This is a genomic window from Streptomyces sp. NPDC030840, assembly GCF_055572015.1.
Genome location: NZ_JBVIEE010000026.1, coordinates 34,397 through 53,328, shown reverse-complemented (window position 1 = coordinate 53,328; position 18,932 = coordinate 34,397). Strand labels below are relative to the sequence as shown.

The window sequence follows — 18,932 nt, the reverse complement described above, 5'->3', positions numbered from 1 at the left end:
GCGTCACCGGCTCGGGGCGCCTGTTCGGCTCACCGGCCCCTGAGCCGGCGCGACACCAGGGCGGCGCCCGCGGCGAGCACCAGGGCCGCGGCGCCGCCCCCCGCGATCAGCGACATCGACGGGCCCGAGTCGTCGCGCGTCGCCGAGGACACCGGGCTGCCCGGCACCGCCGTCCGGTCCGCGGAACCAGCGCCCTCCGCCCGCCCGCCGGCGGCGCCGCCGGCCTCCGCGGTACCGGTGGCGGTCCCGGTCGGCTCGACGGACGGACTCTTCCCGGCGCCCGTGCCGGACGACTCGCTCCGGCCGCCCCCGTCCTTCCCGTCCTTCCCGTCCTTCCCGGCCTTCTCGGTCTTCGGGAACACCACGTCCGAGCACGAGTAGTACGTGTCCACCGTGCTGGTGTTCTGCCAGATCGTGTACAGCACCTGGTGCCCGGACCGGTCGGACGGCAGCTTCGCCGAGAAGTGGTACGCGCCGTCCGTCAGCGGCGGGTCCTTGATCTCGGCGAACGGCTCCGCCGGCAGGTCGGACCAGGTGAGCGGCTTGCCGGGGTCGTAGCCCGGCTTCGTCAGATACAGCTTGAAGGTCCCCGTGTGCGGGATCGTCGACGCGTAGGTGAGGTTCAGCTTCGCGCCGGGCGACAGGCGGGTCGAGGGCCAGTCCGCTCGGGCCAGATCGAGGCCCTTGTAGGCGGGCAGGCCCCCGCTGCACAGCCTGCCGTCCGGGATCGTCTGCCGGTCACGGCCGTTCACGCCCGCCACCCGCAGGTTGTCCCAGGCCGTGAACGGGGCCCCGTTCGCCGCCACGGCCGCCTTGCACGCCGCGGACCTCGCCTGCGCCCCGCCCTGGGGCGAGCACGCCGACACCCGGCTCACCGGGTCGGTCGGCGCGCCGTGCGCCCAGGCCGGAGCGGCGGCCCACGTCGTGAGCAGCAGCGGGGCCGTGACGGCGACAGCGGCCGTGAGCGCGGTGCGGCACGCGGGGGGACGGTGCGGCGCGTTCGTGCGAATCCGATGTTTGCGGTCCATCCGGTGGACCCTCCTCGGCCGTCGACAGGGGCGGTGCACCCCGCGGGTGATGGCGCGGTGCACCGGTTCGTACGAGCCACCGCACGCGCGCGTTCAACACCGTCCGCCGTCCCCTCACGCAGGTCCGCGGGTGGGACCGGAACCCGCACCAAAGGGGAGCCACCAGACCTATGACCGGCCAATGGCCGGGCGACGAGGGTGAGTTCCCCGTCCGATCGAGGGTTTTCCCCGTATTCACGTGGCCGGGCCGCTGCCTATCGTTCCAGCCACAGCTGACCCACAGGTAACCCCGAAGAGGTCCGCTCACGCCAGGCCCGGCCCGTAACGCCGCACCTTTCCTGCACCCCCCGCCGCTTCGACGACGAAGCGTTCCCCCGCCGCTCCCCGCTGTCCGGAGCCGGCCACGAAAGGCAAGCCCTTGCGTACCTTCTCCTCCCGTCCCGCGAGACGGAAGCTCATAGCCGTCGCCGCCGTCTCCGCGGCCCTGATGGCCGGCATGACCACCACCGTCGCCGCGGCCCAGGCGCCCGCGGGGAAGACCGCCCCCGCCGCCGGCACCGCCCCCGCGCTCGCCGGGCCCGCCGAGGCCGCGCCCTCCGTTCCCGCCGAACGCCTCATCGTCGGCTACAAGTCGGGCGCCGCCGAGGCCAAGTCCAACAAGGCCGCCTCCGCCGACGCCGAGGCCAAGGGCAAGGAGGCCGGCGAGGACCTCGGCTTCCAGCGCCGCCTCGGCTCCGGCGCCGCCCTCATCGACCTGGGCGACGACCTCACCGCGAAGGACGTCTCCGACGTCATCGCCGAGTACCAGGCGGACCCGCAGGTCGCCTACGTCTCCCCGGACCGCCTCAACACGCCGCAGGCCGACCCGAACGACACCGAGTACGCCAAGCAGTGGGACCTCTTCGAGTCCACCGCGGGCATGCGCGTGCCGGGCGCCTGGGACGTCGCCACCGGCAGCGGCGTGACCGTCGCCGTCATCGACACCGGCTACGTCACCCACTCCGACCTCGCCGCGAACATCGTCGGCGGTTACGACTTCATCGCCGACACCGCGGTCTCCGTCGACGGCAACGGCCGCGACAGCAACCCGGCCGACCCGGGCGACTGGTACAACGCGAACGAGTGCGGCTCCGGCATCCCGGCCAGTGACTCCTCCTGGCACGGCACGCACGTCGCGGGCACGATCGCCGCGGTCACCAACAACAGCAAGGGCATCGCGGGCATCGCGTACGGCGCGAAGATCTCCCCGGTGCGCGTGCTCGGCAAGTGCGGCGGCTACGACTCCGACATCATCGACGCCATCACCTGGGCGTCCGGCGGCACCGTCTCCGGTGTCCCCGCCAACACCAACGTCGCCAAGGTCATCAACATGAGCCTCGGCGGTGGCGGAGCGTGCACCTCCGCCACCCAGAGCGCCATCAACGGCGCCGTGAACCGCGGCACCGCCGTCGTCGTCGCCGCGGGCAACAGCAACGACAACGCCGCCAACTACTCCCCGGCGAGCTGCTCCAACGTCATCACGGTCGCCGCGACCAACCGCTCCGGCGCCAGGGCCTCGTACTCCAACTACGGCTCCATCGTCGACATCGCGGCCCCCGGCGGCCAGACCAGCACCGGCACCGCGAACGGCATCCTGTCCACGCTGAACGCGGGCGCGAAGACGCCGACCACGGAGTCCTACGAGTACTACCAGGGCACCAGCATGGCCACCCCGCACATCGCGGGCCTGGCCGCGCTGATGAAGTCGGCGAACTCCTCGCTCACTCCCGCCCAGATCGAGTCGGCGATCAAGTCCAACGCCCGTGCCCTGCCCGGAGCGTGCTCGGGCGGCTGCGGCGCGGGGCTCGCCGACGCGGCCAAGACGGTGCAGGCGGTGAGCGGGTCCGGCGGCTCCACGGGGGGCACCACCTTCACCAGCACCTCCGCGGTCTCGATCCCGGACAACGGCGCGGCCGTCGAGTCCCCGATCACCGTCAGCGGCCGCAGCGGCAACGCGCCCTCCGCCCTCCCGGTCGGCGTCGACATCACCCACACCTACCGCGGTGACCTGGTGATCGACCTGGTCGCCCCGGACGGTTCGACGTACCGGCTGAAGGCCGCCAGCAACTCGGACTCCGCGGACAACGTCACCACCACCTACACGGTCAACGCGTCCGCCGAGACCGCGAACGGCACCTGGAAGCTGCGCGTCCAGGACACGGCAGCGCAGGACACCGGCACGATCAACAGCTGGAAGCTGACGTTCTGATCGGCCGGGCCGACTGATCCACCCCGGGTCCCGCCGACCAACAGGACCCGGGGTCTTCCGACCGCCACCCCCCACATGAAGCGGCCGGCCGGTGCGAGCGGGCACCGGCCGGCCGTTAGCGTAGGCGCATGGAGAGTGACGGGGCCCCAGAGCCCGCCCGAGCGAAGTGTCCCGGCTGCGGCGGATCCCAGGTCCGTACGGTCGAGGAGACCTGCGCCGACCCGGAGTCCGTACGCAGCGGCCTGTCCGACCGGCTGGCGAGGCAACCCGGCGTGGCGTCCCGCGGCGACTCCTGGCTGCACTTCGTCGAGGGCGCGCTGATGACCGGCGTGGGCGCCGGCCTCGCGTACAGCGGAGTGCAGGGCGGCAAGCCGCTCTACACGATCGGCGGTTCGCTGCTGGCGGTGCTGCTGCTCGCCGGCACCGTCGTCGTGATCCGCAGCGAGGCACGCGTGCGCGGTGTCGTGGCGGCGGGGGAGGACCGCGCCGGGGAACTGTGGCGTTCGGCGTGCCACTGCTCTGCCTGCGGGTCGGTGTTCTACCCCGGCGGCACCCCCTGGCAGGGCACCCTGACAGCCGAGCAGTTCCAGAAGTACCTGTGGACCGAGGCGGGTTACGGCGATCAGCTGGAGCAGAAGGTCAAGGACGTGGACCTGCCTCCCGGTATCCCGGTACACCAGGCGGGAGGCGGCGGCCATGCCTGACGCCCCCGTCATCCACAGCGCCGATCCGGCGTCCTTCCCGCACAGCGTCCTGGCCGAGCGCCACCCCGCGCTCATCCGCAAGGTGCGGGACGCCTTCCCGTACGGCCCGGCACAGCACCGGGCGCTCGACGCACTGCTGAGGAGCGCGGTCGAGGGCGCGATCGAACCCCTGGACGGCGACGCCTGGTGGGACGCGTGGGGCGTGGACGCGTACGTGGGCCGGTCCTGGTTCGAGGTGCCGTTCCTTTGGTCGGAGAGCTACTTCTACCGCAGGCTGCTGCTCGCGGTCGGCTACTTCGGGTCCGGGCCGTGGCAGGGCGTCGATCCGTTCCGCCCGTTCAAGCTCGCCGAGCTCGACACACCGGAGGCGGCACAGGAGATCGCCGCGCTCGACCGGCTGGACGGCCGGCCCGTCGAGGAACAGCGCCGGGCCCTGCTGCACGGCTCGCTGTGGGGCAACCGGGCCGACCTCGGCTTCCGCATCCAGTCCGGCGACGAGAAGTCCGCGACCCCCGAACTCGTGGCGGACGACAGCGAGTCGCTGTGGCCCCTGCTGACCGGAGGCACCCTGGCCGTCGTCGCCGACAACGCGGGCCGCGAACTCATCCCCGACCTGCTGCTCGTCGACCACCTCCTCCGGCACGACCGCATCGGGCGGGCCGTCCTGCACCTCAAGCCGTACCCGTACTACGTCTCCGACGCCACGACCGCCGACGTCGTCGACGCCGTACGCCACCTGGTGGCCGCCGAGGCGCCCGCCGGCCGGCGCCTGTGGTCCGCCCTGACCGACGGCCGCCTCCTGCTCCGCGCCCACGCCTTCTCCTGCGGCCCGCTGCCGTACGCCGACATCCCCGGCGACCTCCGCGAGGAGTTCGCGGAAGCGGACCTCACGATCATGAAGGGCGACCTCAACTACCGCCGCCTGGTGGGCGACCGCCTGTGGCCGCCGACCACCCCGTTCGCGACACCGACGGCGTACTTCCCCGGCCCGGTGGCGGCCCTGCGCACCCTCAAGTCGGACGTGATCACCGGCCTCGACGCGCGCACGGAGTCGGCTCTCGACGCCGCGGAGGGCCGGCGGTGGCGAACGAGCGGGACGCACGCGCTGATCCAGGTGAGGCCGTGAGCCACCGCGGCCTCGGAACCGGTGACGACAGGCCCTAGGGGTCCTGACCGGAGCGCAGGAAGTCCTCCACGACGCGGAGCAGGTCCAGGGGCGCCTCATCCATCGCGTAGTGCCCTGCACACCGAAGTTCGAAGAGCTCCCCGCGCGGGTACCAGCGCATCCAGGTCTCCCGCATCAGCCCGGCCGGCAGCGCTGGGTCGAGACCTCCCGTCACCGCCAGTGCCGGTACCGGGGCGCCCTCGACCTCGGCGTGGAAGTCCTCCCCGGCCCATGAGTCCAGCCAGGCGCGGAACGCCTTCCGGTCGCTGACCGCCAGGGAGCGGGCGACCATCCGGTCCAGCCAGGTCTCGTGGCGGCGGCCGCCCGTGGTGACGTCGATGATGGTGTGCCGGTCGGGGCGAAGACGGTCTCGTACAGGCTCGTGCCGAGCAGCCGCTCCAGGCGGGCCACCAGATCCGCCACACCCGGTGTGTCCCGGGCGAGTTCGGCGTCGGTCTCGGCGAGTACGGCGGTCAGGTGGGCGATCAGCGGGACGTCGGTGAGGCGTTCGAGCCGGTCGGGCAGGATCACCGGCCCGTTGGGGGCTCTCCACCCAGGTCCACCGCTGGAGCTGCTCGAGCGGGAACGGCTCCCGCATCGGCCCGTACGGCCCCATGCCGCCCTGCTCGCACGGCCCGGCGCAGACGGGGAGCAGTTCGAAGACGGCCTCGACCACCGCGGCGATCCTCGTCTCGTCGTTGTCGTCGTCGGTCTCCGGTTCGCAGAACACGTTGTGGTGCACGAGCCTGCCGACCTCGCTGGTGGACGCCGCGGTGTGCACGTCCCGCTCGACGCGGCGGACCGTGCTCTTGTCCAGCGCGGTGCACACCTCGTCGTGTACGTAGTGCCTACCAGGACATCGGGCGGAGGGGTGGCGGGTGGGCGCACCACCATGAAGTCGAAGACGGGTTGCTGCACGCTCGAGTCGGCCATCGTGTCCCCCAAGTACGGCTGTCACTCGGCTCTCCTGGCGCCGGACACTAGGGGCGCGGACCCTGGCGACGCCTCGGGGGCGACCTCGGGGATATCCCTGGGGAGGGCGGCGGCGTGACGAGAACTCTCCGCCGTGCGGACGCCCGTACACCCGCCCTTCGAGGAAAGACTCACCCAGCACCCCCGTTCACGCGATCGTGTGATCATGTGCCGCCCCGAGGATGCCCGTTGAGGGCCACGGGTAGGGCCCGGCCATGACGCAGCCGTTCGAACTCCCGCACTTCTACCTGCCGTACCCCGCGCGGCTGAATCCCCACCTGGAGGAGGCCCGCGCCCACTCCACCGCGTGGGCGCGGGACATGGGCATGCTGGAGGGCTCCGGCATCTGGGAGCAGTCCGACCTGGACGCGCACGACTACGGGCTGCTCTGCGCGTACACGCACCCCGACTGCGACGGCCCGGCACTCTCGCTCATCACCGACTGGTACGTGTGGGTCTTCTTCTTCGACGACCACTTCCTGGAGACCTTCAAGCGCAGCCAGGACCGCGCCGGCGGCAAGGCCTACCTCGACCGCCTCCCTCTCTTCATGCCGCTGGACCTCACGGCGGACGTCCCCGAGCCGCACAACCCCGTCGAGGCGGGTCTGGCGGACCTGTGGGCCCGCACCGTGCCGTCGATGTCCATGGACTGGCGCGGACGCTTCGCCCTCGCCACCGAGCACCTGCTGAACGAGTCGCTGTGGGAGCTGTCCAACATCAACGAAGGGCGGATCGCCAACCCCGTCGAGTACATCGAGATGCGCCGCAAGGTGGGCGGCGCCCCCTGGTCGGCGGGGCTCGTGGAGTACGCGACCGCCGAGGTCCCGGCGGCCGTGGCCGGGTCGAGGCCGCTGAGGGTGCTGATGGAGACGTTCTCGGACGCCGTCCACCTGCGCAACGACCTGTTCTCCTACCAGCGGGAGGTCGAGGACGAGGGCGAGCTCAGCAACGGCGTCCTCGTCCTGGAGACCTTCTTCGGCTGTACGACCCAGGAAGCGGCCGAGACCGTCAACGACGTCCTCACCTCCCGGCTCCACCAGTTCGAGCACACGGCGCTCACCGAAGTCCCCGCCCTGGCCGTGGAGAAGGGACTCACCCCGGTGGAGGCCGCCGCCGTCGCCGCGTACACGAAGGGCCTGCAGGACTGGCAGTCGGGCGGCCACGAATGGCACATGCGGTCCAGCCGGTACATGAACGGCAGCGTCACACGCGGACCCCTGGACCTCGGCGGCGCGGTGCTGTCCGGTCCGGCGACGGTCCGCCGGGCGGGGTTCGGCACCTCCGCGTGCGACATGGGCACGCTCCTCGCCGAGGCCGCGGCGCAGCGGCTGCGGAGCCACACCCACGTGCCGTTCCAGAAGACCGGCCCGTCCCTGCTGCCCGACTTCCACATGCCGTTCCAGGTCCGCCTCAACCCCCACCTGGACGGCGCCCGGCAGCGCCTCGTGCCCTGGATGCACCGCACCGGCATGCTGAGCGAGGGCGTCTGGGACGAGGACAAGCTGGCCGCCGCCGACCTGCCCCTGTGCTCGGCCGGCCTCGACCCGGACGGCACGCCCGAGGCACTCGACCTCAGCTCCCGGTGGCTGGCCTGGGGGACGTACGCCGACGACTACTACCCGCTCGTCTTCGGCGCCCGCCGCGACCTCGCCGCGGCCAAGCTGTGCACCGAGCGGCTGTCCGCCTGCATGCCCCTCGGCGGCGAGCCGCCCCTCGTCCCCGCGAACGGCATGGAGCGCGGCCTCACCGACCTCTGGCGGCGCACCACTGCCCAGATGGCCGAGGCCGATCGCCAGGCCATGAAGGCGGCGGTGAACGTCATGACCGAGAGCTGGCTGTGGGAACTGGCCAACCAGATCCACCACCGCGTCCCGGACCCCGTCGACTACCTGGAGATGCGCCGCGCCACCTTCGGCTCCGACCTCACCCTCCGCATGTGCCGCATGGGTCACGGCCCCGCCGTCCCGCCGGAGGTCTACCGCAGCGGCCCGGTCCGCTCGCTGGAGACCGCGGCCATGGACTACGCGTGCCTCGTCAACGACTGCTTCTCGTACCAGAAGGAGATCGAGTACGAGGGCGAGGTCCACAACGGCATCCTCGTCGTCCAGACCTTCTTCGGCTGCGACTACCCGACCGCGCTGGGTGTCGTCCACGACCTGATGACCCAGCGCATGCGGCAGTTCGAGCACGTGGCGAAGAACGAACTCCCCGTGGTCTACGAGGACTTCGACCTCTCCGCCGAGGCCCGCGCCACCATGGAGGGATATGTGACGGAGCTGCGGAACTGGATGTCCGGCATCCTGCACTGGCACCGCAACGTCCGCCGCTACGACGCCGCCTCCCTCGCCCGCCGCGCCCACGGCTTCCTCCCGGACCGGGCACCGGCGCTGCCGTTCACGTGGGAGCCGCAGCCCGTCGCGCTCTGACCGCCAGGCCCGTTCCCGGTCCCACGCCGGGACCGGGAACGGGATTTTCCGGTTCCCTTTGGAACTTTTGCAACTTCTCATGCGGAAGCGGGTATTCAGGGAACTTTTGATGATGTGCCGGGGGTCTACTGAGGCAAGGGGAACAAACACGAGAACACGGGGGTGTTCAAACCTTGACCGACATCATCGAAAGGATCACCGACCGCATCACCGAGGAGGAGGCGCTCGCCGCGGGGGAGCTGGCGCCGTACGTGACACCGCTGCCCGTCCCGCCCGTCCTGCGGCCGGAGTCCGGCGACGTGCTGCGTGAGACCGAGATCGCGCTGCGCCCCACCTGGGTGCGGCTCCACCCGCAGCTGCCCCCGACCCTCATGTGGGGGTACGAGGGTCAGGTGCCGGGCCCGACCATCGAGGTGCGGCGCGGGCAGCGCGTCCGCATCGCCTGGACCAACCGCATCCCGAAGGGCAGCGAGTACCCGGTCACCGCGGTCGAGGTGCCCGTCCGCGCCCAGGGCACCCCGCCCGCCACCACCGAGCCCGGCCGCGGGGGCGCCGAGCCCGACAAGAACGTGGCGGCGCTGCCCGCCTGGTCGGTGACCCACCTGCACGGCGCCCAGACGGGCGGAGGCAACGACGGCTGGGCGGACAACGCGGTGGGCTTCGGCGACGCCCAGCTCTCCGAGTACCCGAACGACCACCAGGCGGTCCAGTGGTGGTACCACGACCACGCCATGAACATCACCAGGTGGAACGTGTACACGGGCCTGTACGGCACGTATCTCGTCCGCGACGACGAGGAGGACGCGCTCCACCTGCCCTGCGGGGAGCGGGAGATCCCGCTGATGCTCGCCGACCGGAACCTGGACACGGACGAGGACGGCCGTCTCAACGGCCGCCTGCTGCACAAGACGGTCCGCGTCCAGGAGCGGAACCCGGAGACGGGCAAGCCGGTCTCGCTGCCCTTCACCGGCCCGTACACGACGGTCAACGGCCGTATCTGGCCCTACGCCGACGTGGACGCCGCCTGGTACCGCTTCCGCCTGGTCAACGCGTCGAACGCGCGCATCTACAACCTGGTCCTGGTCGACGAGGACGACAATCCGGTGCCCGGGGTGATGCACCAGATCGGCAGCGACGGCGGACTGCTGCCCCGCCCCGTGCCGATCGACTTCACCGGCGATCTGCCCGTGCTGAGCGCAGCCCCGGCCGAGCGGTTCGACCTGCTCGTCGACTTCCGCGCGCTCGCCGGCCGGAGGCTGCGGCTGGTCAACAAGGGCCGAGGGCAGGCACCCGGCGTGCCCGACCCGGTGAACGACGTGCGGTACCCGGAGGTCATGGAGTTCCGTGTCCGCGACACCTGCGAGGAGGACACCTTCGAACTCCCGGAGATCCTCTCCGGCTCCTTCCGCTCCCTGACCCACGACACGGAGCACGGCCACCGCATGATCGTGCTGACCGCCCCCGGCACCAGGGGCGGTGGCGGTCACCTGGAGATCTGGGAGATGACCGAGGTCAAGAACGCCGGTGAGATCCAGGTCCCCACGGACGGCATCATCCAGATCACCGGTCCGGACGGCGCCACGAAGACGTACCGCCGCACGGCACGCACCTTCAACGACGCACTCGGCTTCACCATCGCCGAGGGCGCCCACGAGCAGTGGAGCTTCCTCAACCTCGCCCCGCCGCCGGTCGTGCACCCCATGCACATCCACCTGGCGGACTTCCAGCTGCTGGGGCGCGACGCGTACGACGTCTCCGGTTTCGACCCGGCGATCGGCGGCACGGTGAGGCCGATCAGGTTCAGGCCGGACACGCCCGTTCCCCTCGCACCCAACGAGCGCGGCCACAAGGACGTGTTCCAGGTGCCGGGGAACCAGATGCTGCGCGTGATGGGCCGCTTCGACGGGGCGTACGGCCGGTTCATGTACCACTGTCACCTGCTCGAGCACGAGGACATGGGCATGATGCGGCCCTTCGTCGTCCTGCCCGGGGAGGCCCTGAGGTTCGACCACGGCACGGGCCACGGCGACCACTAGGGGCACACGTTCGTAGGCCCGGGCCGCGCTGTGGCGCGCGGCCCGGGCCGTCGCGCGTCGTGCGCGACTCAAACCCTCCGGGCGGGCGCACCGGACGCGTTGGTCCAGCGTCAGTCTCACTCTTTCGTGGATCGTCGCGCCGTCGTGCGCCGGGTAGAGCTCCTCCCGGAGGAGATCGACTGATGGAACACACCGTGTTGCGACCCAAGCCCCTGCCCGGCCAGGAGCCCGGCGGCGCCGACCCGGCCGACCCGGCCGACGCGTCAGGCCCCGCCCGGCGCCCGCACGCCGCACCCCGGCGGGGGAAGCGGCTCACCACCCCGCTTCTCGCCGCGCTCGCCGCCACGGTCCTGGTCCTGACGGGTGTCGGGCTCGGCACCGTCGGCGCCACCGTCACCGGCATGGGCGAGCGGGCGGAGACGAACCAGCGGGCGGGGGGCGCGGCCGGTGAGCCCGGCCTGCGGAGGGGCACTCATCCGCACCCGGGCCACTCCACGCCCTTGTCCGGCGCCCCCAAGTCCCTCACGGGACGGAGCGGTTCGGCTCCCACCCCCGGGCGGCCCACCCTGGGCGTCGAGGTCGCCGACTCCACCGGAGGCACCGGCGCGCTCGTCGTCGGCGTCCACGTGCCCGGGCCCGCCTACACCGCGGGCCTCGTCCGCGGCGACGTGGTGCTGGCCTTCGGCGGCACCCGCGTCACCCGGGCCGCCGACCTCGCACGCGCCGTCGCCTCCGCGGCCCCCGGCAGACCGGCCGGAATCACGGTGCGGCACGCGAACGGCGTCCGACAGCAGATGACCACGGTCCCCGCTGTCGTCACCTGACCCCGACGGGAGGGACCGCGCCCTGTCGACGGCCCTCGGCCTGCGGCACGATGAGCCTCATGTTGAGTACCCTCCTCGCCTTCCTCGGCGCCTGCACACTCATCGCCGCCTCTCCCGGCCCCAGCACCGTACTGATCATCAAGCAGTCGCTGCGCGGCAGGCGCTCCGGATTCCTGACGGTGCTCGGCAACGAGACGGGCGTCTTCGTCTGGGGAGTCGTCGCCGCGTGCGGCCTCACCGCGCTGCTCGCCGCGTCGGAGCTGGCGTACGACGTCATGCGCATCGCGGGCGCGGTGGTCCTCGTCGTCTTCGGTGTCCAGACGCTGCGCCAGGCGCGCCGCGCCGAGGGACACGAGCAGACCACGTGGGAGGGCTCCGAGCAGAGCGGCTGGGCCTCGTACCGGGGCGGGCTGCTGCTCAACCTCGCCAACCCCAAGGCCGCGATCTTCGCGATGTCGTTCCTGCCGCAGTTCGTGCCCGAGGGCGCCCCGCACCTGCCCACCATGATCGGGCTCGCGGCGCTCTGGGCGGTCTACGAGACCGGCTACTACAGCACGTACGTGTGGTTCGTGGGCCGCATGAGGGCCGTGCTGTCCCGCAGCGGTGTGCGCCGGCGTCTGGAACAGGTCTCCGGGGGCGTCCTGCTGCTCCTCGGCGCCCGGCTGGCCCTGGAGAGCTGACGGGAGAGCCGACGGGAGATCTGACGGGAGGTGCCGACGCCACGCCGCAATTGGCTCGCGCACGCTGCGGCGGAGGGGCAGGATGCTGCCCGTGGACCCTGGGGAGACTCCGGACGCACGGAGGAATCGATGACCGGCACGCCCGCACCCTTCACCGCCGACGACTACACGGCCCGCATGCGGCGCGCGGCCCGGGCCGCCGGTGAGGCCGGCCTGGACGGCGTCCTGATCGCGCCCGGGCCCGACCTGGTGTGGCTGACGGGATACAGACCGCCGGAGACGGAGCGACTGACCCTGCTCGTGCTCCGGCCCGACGAGGACCCCGTGCTCGTCGTCCCGGTCCTGGAGGCGCCGGACGCGGCGAAGGCGGCCCCCATGCTGACCCTGCGCGACTGGACGGACGGCAGCGACCCCTACGAGACGGCCACCGGCCTCCTCCACCGCACCGGACGCGCCGGCCGCTTCGGCGTCAGCGACAACGCCTGGGCCATGCACCTGCTCGGCCTGCAGCACCGGCTGCCGGACACGGCCTACGTGTCCCTCAGCGAGGCCCTGCCGATGCTGCGGGCCGTCAAGGACGCGGCGGAGCTGGAGCGGCTGGCGGCCGCGGGCGCGGCCGCGGACGCGGCCTACGAGGAGATCCGGAAGGTGCGCTTCGCCGGGCGGCGGGAGACCGAGGTCGCCGCCGATCTCGCCGGCCTGCTGCGGCAGCACGGGCACTCCCAGGTCGACTTCACGATCGTCGCCTCGGGGCCCAACGGCGCCAACCCCCACCACGAGGCGGCCGACCGCGTCATCGAGCGCGGCGACATGGTCGTCCTGGACTTCGGCGGCCTGAAGCACGGCTACGGATCCGACACCTCCCGCACCGTCCACGTCGGCGAACCGGACGCCGAGGAGCGCAGGGTGCACGACATCGTGCGCGCGGCCCAGGAGGAGGGCTTCCGGGCGGTCCGGCCGGGCGCCGCCTGCCAGGACGTGGACCGGGCGGCCCGAGCCGTGATCACCGAGGCCGGCTACGGCGACCGCTTCATCCACCGCACCGGCCACGGCATCGGCGTCACCACGCACGAGCCGCCCTACATGGTCGAGGGCGAGGAACAGCCCCTGGTGCCCGGCATGTGCTTCTCCGTGGAGCCCGGGATCTACCTGCCCGGCCGTTTCGGGGTGCGTATCGAGGACATCGTGACGGTGACCGAGGACGGAGGACGCCGCCTCAACACCACGGCGCGCGAGATGGCGATAGTCGACTGACGCGTACGGTGTGCCCGGTCGCCCGCCGGTCACGCCGTACCGGCCGAGCAACCAGGAGCCCCCGACCCCACGACGGATGACGACGGCGCGACCCATGACCCAGGCACCGACCCCCACCGCGGACACCGTCCGCCAATTGGCCCGTTCCCTGCTGCCGGGCGCCGGCGGACCCGATGTGCGACCCGTCACCGAGGGCGGCGGGCACTCCACCTGGTGGGTCGGCGGCCGCCATGTGCTGCGGCTCGCCCCGGACCGGGACTCCGCCGTACGTCAGCGGCGCGAGCTGCGGCTGCGCGACCTGGTCCGCCCGCACCTCTCCGTCGCCGTCCCGGTGAGTGTCGCCCAGGGCGAGTGGGCGGCCGGTCTGACGTACACGCTCGACACACGGCTGACGGGCGGCAGCGCCGAGGACCACGACGTCTCCGCCGTCGGTGAGGACGACCTGGCCGGGCTCCTCACCGGGCTGCGCGAGGTGCTCGCCCGGCAGGCCGAGGGGCTCGGCGTACCGCGCACCGCGCCACGCTCGCTGGAGGCGCTGCGCAGAGCCGCCGTACGCGCCGCCCAGCACCTCGCCCTGGCCGACGAGTTCGATCCCGCGCGGCTCGCCCAGCTCACCCCGCCCGCCGCCGCCCAGCTCACCGCGTCCGCGCCCGTCCTCGTCCACCACGGACTGCGGGGAGATCACCTCGTGGTGACCGCCGACGGGCGGGTGCGCGGCGTCCTCGGCTGGAGCGGCGCGGTGGTCGGCGACCCCGCCGAGGACATCGCCGGCCTCGCCCACGCCGTGGGCTCCCCGGCCGCGGTGCGCGCCGCCACGCTCGCCGGGTACGGCGCCCGCCCCTGTCTGCGCGGCCTGTGGCTGGCCCGCTGCGACACGGTGATCCGCCTCTCCGAACGTGTCCAGGGCCGCGCGGCGGGCCCGCTCCCGCCGCTGCGGGAGCGGCTGCGCAGGGCGTGGGAGCCGATCCTGCTGGAGCGGGTCACGGAGCTGCGGGACGGAGTGGACGAGACGCTCTAGCGGGCCCCGCTCCCCGCTCGGGTCTCACTCCTGCGTCAGCACCACGCACGACTCACCGGGCACGCTCAGCACCCCGTCCGGCCCGGGTGCCCGCACCGGCTCCCACGCGGCCAGCACGCGTGCCTGGCGCGCGCCGAGCGGGATCTTCGCCGGCTCCTTGCCGAGGTTGACCGCCACCCGGACGTCACCACGGCGGAACGCGAACCAGCGGGCGTCCTCGTCGCAGGCGACCTTGGTGTCGGCGAGGTCGGGGTCCGTGAGGTCGGGGTGGGCGTGGCGCAGCGCGATGAGTTCCCGGTACCAGGCGAGCACGCGCGCGTGGGGCTCGCGCTCCGGCTCGGACCAGTCGAGACAGGAACGGTCGCGGGTGGCCGGGTCCTGCGGGTCGGGGACGTCTTCCTCGGCCCAGCCGTGCGCCGCGAACTCACGGCGCCTGCCGCCCCGTACCGCCTCGGCGAGCTCCGGGTCGGTGTGGTCGGTGAAGAACTGCCAGGGCGTGCCCGCCGCCCACTCCTCGCCCATGAACAGCATCGGCGTGAAGGGTCCCGTGAGGACCAGAGCGGCGGCGCAGGCCAGCAGCCCGGGGGAGAGGGAGGCCGCAAGGCGGTCGCCCTGGGCCCGGTTGCCGACCTGGTCGTGGGTCTGCGTGTAGCCGACCAGCCGGTGCCCCGCGACGCGCGCACGGTCCAGCGGACGGCCGTGCCGGCGGCCCCGGAACGTCGAGTACGTGCCGTCGTGGAAGAAGCCGCCCATGAGTGTCTTCGTCAGGGCCGCGAAGGGGGCGCGGGCGAAGTCCTCGTAGTAGCCCTGGTCCTCGCCCGTGAGGGTGGTGTGGAGCGCGTGGTGGAAGTCGTCGTTCCACTGGGCGTGCACCCCGAGGCCGCCCTGGGCGCGGGGGGTGATGACCCGGGGGTCGTTCAGGTCGGACTCGGCGATCAGGAACAGCGGCCGCTCCAGCTCGGCGGCGAGTTCGTCGACCGCCGTCGAGAGCTCCTCCAGGAAGTGGCACGCGCGCGTGTCCTTCAGCGCGTGCACGGCGTCGAGGCGCAGCCCGTCGAGGCGGTAGTCGCGCAGCCAGGCCAGCGCGCTGCCGAGCAGATACGCCCGCACCTCGTCCGAGCCCGGCGCGTCCAGGTTCACGGCGGCGCCCCAGGGCGTGTGGTGCGTGTCGGTGAAGTACGGGCCGAACACGGGCAGGTAGTTGCCGGAGGGGCCCAGGTGGTTGTGCACGACGTCGAGGACGACGCCGAGGCCCAGCTCGTGCGCCCGGTCCACGAAGCGTTTCAGTGCCTCGGGGCCGCCGTACGGCTCGTGCACGGCCCACAGCGACACCCCCTCGTACCCCCAGCCGTGCACCCCGGGAAACGGGCACAGCGGCATCAACTGCACGTGCGTGATGCCCAGTTCGGCCAGGTGCCCGAGCCGCTCGGCCGCCGCGTCCAGGGTGCCCTCACGCGTGTACGTGCCCACGTGCAGCTCGTACAGCACGGCGCCCGGCAGAGCGCGTCCCGCCCACGGCACGCGCCACGCGTACCGCTCGTGGTCGACGACCGCGCTCCTCCCGTCCGGGCCGTCCGGCTGGCGGCGCGAGCGCGGATCGGGCAGGACCGGGCCGTCGTCGAGCGCGAACCCGTACCGTGTCCCGTCCACCGCCTCCGCCTCGCCCGACCACCATCCCTCGCGCTCCGGATCGCGCTCCAACGCGCGCGTGGAGTCCTCGCAATGGAGCGTCACCCGGTCGGCCTGCGGTGCCCACACCTCGAACTGCACGGACGGCTTCCCTTCAGCGGCTGATCGTCAGGTAGCCCGTCCATGGTCCTCCAGAGACGATCATTTCGCTCCCTGATCGGGCCATTCGCCCTGCGGGACAACCCCGTTGCCGGTGGCGGCCGTTTCCCCGATTTCTGGACACCCCGGCCCTGCTGCCCGACAATCACCAGCGTGACGTCGTCCTTCGAGTTCAACACGTACCCCGCGCGCCTCTCCGACGCGGAGCGCGAACGGGCGCTGAAGGTGCTCCGTGACGGCGTCGCCCTCGGACGTCTCTCCCACGACACGTTCGTGCGGCGCATGGAGCTGGCGCTCGTCGCCCGCCGCTCCGACGAACTCGCCGCGCTCACCGCCGACCTGCCCACCGAAAGCCGCTGGTCCCGGCTGGTGTTCGGCACCGTCGAGGCGGTCTCCGGCTTCACCGTGCGGTTGCGCCGGGCCTGGCAGGCCGAGCGGCTGCCCAAGCTGCTGCTGCCCCACCCGGGCGGCGGCCACCCCCTGCGCATAGGCCGCGACCCCGCCAACGGGCTGCGCCTGAGCCATGAGACCGTCTCCCGCGTGCACGCCGAACTCAGGCGTCAGGGCGGGCTGTGGGTGCTGCGCGACCTCGGTTCGACGAACGGCACGACGGTGAACGGGCGCCGTGTCATCGGCGCGGCCGTCGTCCGCGACGGCGATGAGGTGAGCTTCGGGCAGATGGCGTTCCGGCTCGCCTCGGGCTGATCCCCAGGGTCCGCGCCGGACCGGTCGCGGACTCCCGATCAAAGCTCTGGCCTGGGGGTTACTCAGCGAGTTACTGGCATTCCCTTACCCTCCGCGGTGTTGACGTACCTCCGGAAACCGTGACTGACTGTGCGTACGCCATGCACAACAGGTGAACCGACGGCGTCACGGAGTGGAGGTGTGCCCTGCCGCCACTGCTCCGTTACCCGACCGTCGACGAACTGGCCGCCCGCGCCGCCGCCCTCGTGGCCCGGCACCCCCGGGACGCCGCACTGCGCCGCGTGGGGACCTCACGGGCGGGTACGCCCCTGTGGCTGCTCTCCGTCGGCCACGGCAGTCGGCACGCCCTCGTCGTCGCCGGCCCCCACGCCAACGAACCCGTGGGCGGCGGCACGGTCCTGCGCCTGGCGGAACGGGCCCTCGCCGACCCCCGCCTGTGCGAGGGCGCCGACACCACCTGGAACCTGCTGCTGTGCCTGGACCCGGACGGCTCCCGCCGCAACGAGGGCTGGCTGGCGGGCCCGTACACACTGCGGAACTACTTCCGCGGGTTCTTCCGCCCGGGCTTCCTGGAGCAGCCCGAGTGGCTCCCCGAGGGCGCGGACGGGGCCGTCCTGCCGGAGACCCGCGCCCTGCTCGACGTCCAGGACGAGCTGCGGCCCTTCTTCCAGTGCTCCCTGCACGGCGTGGACGTCGGCGGCGCCTTCGTCGAGCTGACCCGCGACCTGCCCGGCCTCTCGCGGCGCGTCGCGCAGACCGCTGCACGCCTCGGCATCCCCCGCGAACTCGGCCCGTACGACACCCTGTACTGGCCGACGCTCGGCCCCGCCGTGTACCGCATCCCACCGCCGCGCCGGGGCGACCTGGCCGCCGCCATCACCGAGGCGGCCGTCGAGTCCACCTGGTACCACCCGCACCCGTACGGGACGGTCACCGCGATCGTCGAGGCTCCCATGTGGGGCGTGTCGGCGGTCGAGGACGACCGGCCGCCCGCGGACGCCGACGCGGCGCTCCGCGCCATCAGCCGCACCCTGCGCCGCGACACGGCCCTCCTGGAGGGCATCCTCGCGCGTGTACGCCCCTCGGTGAGCACCGGCCCCGACGCCGCCCGCCTCCTCGCGCCCGTGGACGACTACGTACTGGTCGGCCCCGGCATCGCCGACTCCTGGGACCCGGACACCTGCGGCGCCGCCCCGCGCCCGCTGCCGCCGCTCGACACGGCCCGCCTGACGGCCCTCGCCATCTCGGCCCGCCGGGTGGCCCTGCGCACCGCGGGACTGCTGCACCAGCTCGTGACCCGCGCCGGTCAGGACCCGGCGGGGGCCCTGCCCGACCTCGACCGGCTCATCGACGAGTGGTGCGCCGACTACCGGGACGGCTACGGGGCACGGTGGATCCCGGTCGCGCGCCAGGTGGAGTACCAGTCGCGCGTGGTCGTCGCCGCCTTCGAACTGGCCGGGCGGCACACACACGCGGACTCCCATTCGGGTGAGCCGGACTGGGGTTCGCAGCCCGCCGTGCCGATTCACAGGGAATGACGCACCACACCCCGCACACGGTACGCACCGCCCTGCCGGCCGCCCTTGGCCTCCTCGCCGTCCTCGCCCTCGGCGCGACCCCGGCCCGGTCCGCACCACAGGAGAACGTCCCCGGCAACTGGCTCTACGTCACGGTCACCAAGGGCGAGACCGCCCGGTCCGGCGAGATGCGGGACACGATGCTGCTCTGCGACCCGCCCCAGGGCCACCGGCACGCCGCCCGCGCCTGCCAGGAGCTCGGAGAGGCCGGCGGCGACATCGCCCGCATCCCGCCCAGGAACGTCTTCTGCCCGATGATCCACGCCCCGGTCACCGCGTCGGCGCGCGGTCAGTGGGACGGCAGGACGGTCGCGTACACGAAGACGTTCCCCAACGCCTGTGTGATGGAGGCGACCACGGGCGCGGTGTTCGCGCTCTCGGAGCCCGCCCAGGGGACACGCCCGGTGAAGAAGACGCCCGCCACGCGTGCGCGGCCCGCCCTCGGGCGCCCGCACCCGCGCGCGTACGACGGTGTGGCCACCTGACCCGCGCGCGTACCGACGGTGC

General features: G+C 72.8%; 15 protein-coding genes. 12 read left to right on the top strand and 3 right to left on the bottom strand.

Annotated elements, in window-relative coordinates; genetic code table 11:
• Positions 1-29: 29 nt before the first annotated feature.
• A complete protein-coding gene (locus ACZ49J_RS37925; RefSeq protein WP_467455363.1) occupies positions 30-1,028 on the bottom strand; it encodes a lytic polysaccharide monooxygenase in 999 nt (332 codons plus the stop codon).
• A gap of 487 nt (positions 1,029-1,515) precedes the next feature.
• Here ACZ49J_RS37925 and ACZ49J_RS37920 point away from each other — a divergent pair, with 487 nt between their 5' ends.
• From ACZ49J_RS37920 to ACZ49J_RS37910, 3 genes are all read left to right on the top strand, one after another.
• Entirely contained in the window at positions 1,516-3,276 is a 1,761-nt protein-coding gene (locus tag ACZ49J_RS37920) for a S8 family peptidase (protein WP_467455437.1), read from the top strand.
• Between the two features lie 128 nt (positions 3,277-3,404).
• Positions 3,405-3,980 carry a hypothetical protein gene (locus tag ACZ49J_RS37915; RefSeq protein WP_467455364.1) on the top strand — a complete coding sequence of 192 codons (576 nt, stop codon included), beginning with the start codon at positions 3,405-3,407 and terminating at the stop codon, positions 3,978-3,980.
• A complete protein-coding gene (locus ACZ49J_RS37910) occupies positions 3,973-5,106 on the top strand; it encodes a damage-control phosphatase ARMT1 family protein (RefSeq protein WP_467455365.1) in 1,134 nt (377 codons plus the stop codon). Before ACZ49J_RS37915 ends, ACZ49J_RS37910 begins: the two co-directional genes overlap by 8 nt.
• Positions 5,107-5,140: 34 nt before the next feature.
• Here ACZ49J_RS37910 and ACZ49J_RS37905 read toward each other — a convergent pair whose 3' ends face one another.
• Entirely contained in the window at positions 5,141-5,974 is an 834-nt protein-coding gene (locus ACZ49J_RS37905; RefSeq protein ID WP_467455367.1) for an alpha/beta fold hydrolase, read from the bottom strand.
• 358 nt (positions 5,975-6,332) lie between these two features.
• Between ACZ49J_RS37905 and cyc2 the strand changes: the two genes are divergently transcribed.
• From cyc2 to ACZ49J_RS37875, 6 genes are all read left to right on the top strand, one after another.
• On the top strand, positions 6,333-8,543 hold the full coding sequence (gene cyc2, locus ACZ49J_RS37900) for a germacradienol/geosmin synthase Cyc2 (RefSeq protein WP_467455368.1): 2,211 nt from the start codon (positions 6,333-6,335) through the stop codon (positions 8,541-8,543).
• A 173-nt stretch (positions 8,544-8,716) separates the two neighbouring features.
• Positions 8,717-10,579 carry an O-aminophenol oxidase PhsA gene (phsA, locus tag ACZ49J_RS37895; protein ID WP_467455370.1) on the top strand — a complete coding sequence of 621 codons (1,863 nt, stop codon included), beginning with the start codon at positions 8,717-8,719 and terminating at the stop codon, positions 10,577-10,579.
• A 182-nt stretch (positions 10,580-10,761) separates the two neighbouring features.
• A complete protein-coding gene (locus tag ACZ49J_RS37890; protein ID WP_467455372.1) occupies positions 10,762-11,403 on the top strand; it encodes a PDZ domain-containing protein in 642 nt (213 codons plus the stop codon).
• 59 nt (positions 11,404-11,462) lie between these two features.
• On the top strand, positions 11,463-12,083 hold the full coding sequence (locus tag ACZ49J_RS37885; protein WP_467455373.1) for a LysE family translocator: 621 nt from the start codon (positions 11,463-11,465) through the stop codon (positions 12,081-12,083).
• 129 nt (positions 12,084-12,212) lie between these two features.
• Positions 12,213-13,337, top strand: coding sequence for an aminopeptidase P family protein (locus ACZ49J_RS37880; RefSeq protein WP_467455375.1), 1,125 nt, complete (start codon positions 12,213-12,215; stop codon positions 13,335-13,337).
• Positions 13,338-13,431: 94 nt separating this feature from the next.
• On the top strand, positions 13,432-14,355 hold the full coding sequence (locus ACZ49J_RS37875; protein WP_467455377.1) for an aminoglycoside phosphotransferase family protein: 924 nt from the start codon (positions 13,432-13,434) through the stop codon (positions 14,353-14,355).
• 24 nt (positions 14,356-14,379) lie between these two features.
• Here ACZ49J_RS37875 and treZ read toward each other — a convergent pair whose 3' ends face one another.
• Positions 14,380-16,125, bottom strand: a complete 1,746-nt coding sequence (treZ, locus tag ACZ49J_RS37870) for a malto-oligosyltrehalose trehalohydrolase (RefSeq protein WP_467455379.1) — start codon at positions 16,123-16,125, stop codon at positions 14,380-14,382.
• Positions 16,126-16,296: 171 nt separating this feature from the next.
• On the opposite strand from treZ, the gene ACZ49J_RS37865 reads away from it, so the two are divergent.
• The 3 genes from ACZ49J_RS37865 (at position 16,297) to ACZ49J_RS37855 (ending at position 18,910) form a co-directional block, all read left to right on the top strand.
• Complete coding sequence (locus ACZ49J_RS37865) at positions 16,297-16,848, top strand: FHA domain-containing protein (protein ID WP_467455380.1); 552 nt, start codon at positions 16,297-16,299, stop codon at positions 16,846-16,848.
• 185 nt (positions 16,849-17,033) lie between these two features.
• Complete coding sequence (locus tag ACZ49J_RS37860) at positions 17,034-18,386, top strand: M14 family zinc carboxypeptidase (RefSeq protein WP_467455439.1); 1,353 nt, start codon at positions 17,034-17,036, stop codon at positions 18,384-18,386.
• Complete coding sequence (locus ACZ49J_RS37855) at positions 18,383-18,910, top strand: SSI family serine proteinase inhibitor (RefSeq protein WP_467455382.1); 528 nt, start codon at positions 18,383-18,385, stop codon at positions 18,908-18,910. Before ACZ49J_RS37860 ends, ACZ49J_RS37855 begins: the two co-directional genes overlap by 4 nt.
• The last annotated feature ends 22 nt before the right edge of the window (positions 18,911-18,932 follow it).

Bases quoted from the DNA above. Each gene is read 5' to 3' on its own strand.
- ACZ49J_RS37925 (WP_467455363.1), bottom strand. From the start codon at position 1,028: ATGGACCGCAAACATCGGATTCGCACGAACGCGCCGCACCGTCCCCCC.
- ACZ49J_RS37920 (WP_467455437.1), top strand. From the start codon at position 1,516: ATGGCCGGCATGACCACCACCGTCGCCGCGGCCCAGGCGCCCGCGGGG.
- ACZ49J_RS37915 (WP_467455364.1), top strand. From the start codon at position 3,405: ATGGAGAGTGACGGGGCCCCAGAGCCCGCCCGAGCGAAGTGTCCCGGC.
- ACZ49J_RS37910 (WP_467455365.1), top strand. From the start codon at position 3,973: ATGCCTGACGCCCCCGTCATCCACAGCGCCGATCCGGCGTCCTTCCCG.
- cyc2 (WP_467455368.1), top strand. From the start codon at position 6,333: ATGACGCAGCCGTTCGAACTCCCGCACTTCTACCTGCCGTACCCCGCG.
- ACZ49J_RS37890 (WP_467455372.1), top strand. From the start codon at position 10,762: ATGGAACACACCGTGTTGCGACCCAAGCCCCTGCCCGGCCAGGAGCCC.
- ACZ49J_RS37885 (WP_467455373.1), top strand. From the start codon at position 11,463: ATGTTGAGTACCCTCCTCGCCTTCCTCGGCGCCTGCACACTCATCGCC.
- ACZ49J_RS37880 (WP_467455375.1), top strand. From the start codon at position 12,213: ATGACCGGCACGCCCGCACCCTTCACCGCCGACGACTACACGGCCCGC.
- ACZ49J_RS37875 (WP_467455377.1), top strand. From the start codon at position 13,432: ATGACCCAGGCACCGACCCCCACCGCGGACACCGTCCGCCAATTGGCC.
- ACZ49J_RS37855 (WP_467455382.1), top strand. From the start codon at position 18,383: ATGACGCACCACACCCCGCACACGGTACGCACCGCCCTGCCGGCCGCC.